We start from the raw sequence: 659 nt of genomic DNA, 5'->3' as shown, positions 1-659 counted from the left end.
GGTGCACTCGCACTTGCTTCTGCTTATCCCTTCATGAAGCGCTATACTTATTTACCACAGGTGGTCTTAGGTGCTGCATTTGCCTGGTCCGTTCCTATGGCTTATGCCGCGCAAGTGAATGAACTGCCTGCGCATATCTGGTTGATCTATATGGCAACAGTCTTGTGGACCGTTGCTTATGATACGATGTATGCCATGGTCGATAGGGATGATGATATCAAAATCGGCGTTAAATCCACGGCCATCTTATTTGGTTCGGCTGATCGGGCGATTATCGCATTTTTGCAGGTTTTGGTGATATTGACGCTGAGCTTGTTAGGTGAACAGCTTGAAATGGGGCAGTTTTACTTTCTGAGTATTGTCGTTGCGTCGGTACTATTTGTATATCAGCAGCACTTGATTCGCCATCGTGACAGAGATGAGTGCTTTAAGGCGTTTTTGAACAATAACTGGGTGGGTATGGTTTTATTCCTGGGACTGTTTCTAGACTTTTATGTCAGGTGAATTGTAAAACTTCGCAAAAAGGAGCGCTCATTAGGTTCTCAGCATAGGCTTACAGTGTAGTGTCATAAAACTGTAACAGCTTGCCGTTTTAATACAGTTTGATTTTTGGAGTAAGTACTATGTCAGAAAAAACCGTATTAATTGTTGATGATGAA

At 42.8% G+C, this 659-nt stretch carries 1 protein-coding gene; it reads left to right on the top strand.

What is annotated here, in order from left to right:
* The coding region (locus tag A3766_RS10005; protein WP_082907096.1) for a 4-hydroxybenzoate octaprenyltransferase at nucleotides 1-504 on the top strand (504 nt) is incomplete at its 5' end.
* Between the last annotated feature and the right edge of the window lie 155 nt (nucleotides 505-659).

This window comes from Oleiphilus sp. HI0132, assembly GCF_001635845.1.
The sequence above is the reverse complement of the archived record's forward strand: the minus strand, read 5'-3'. Positions and strand labels throughout refer to the sequence as shown.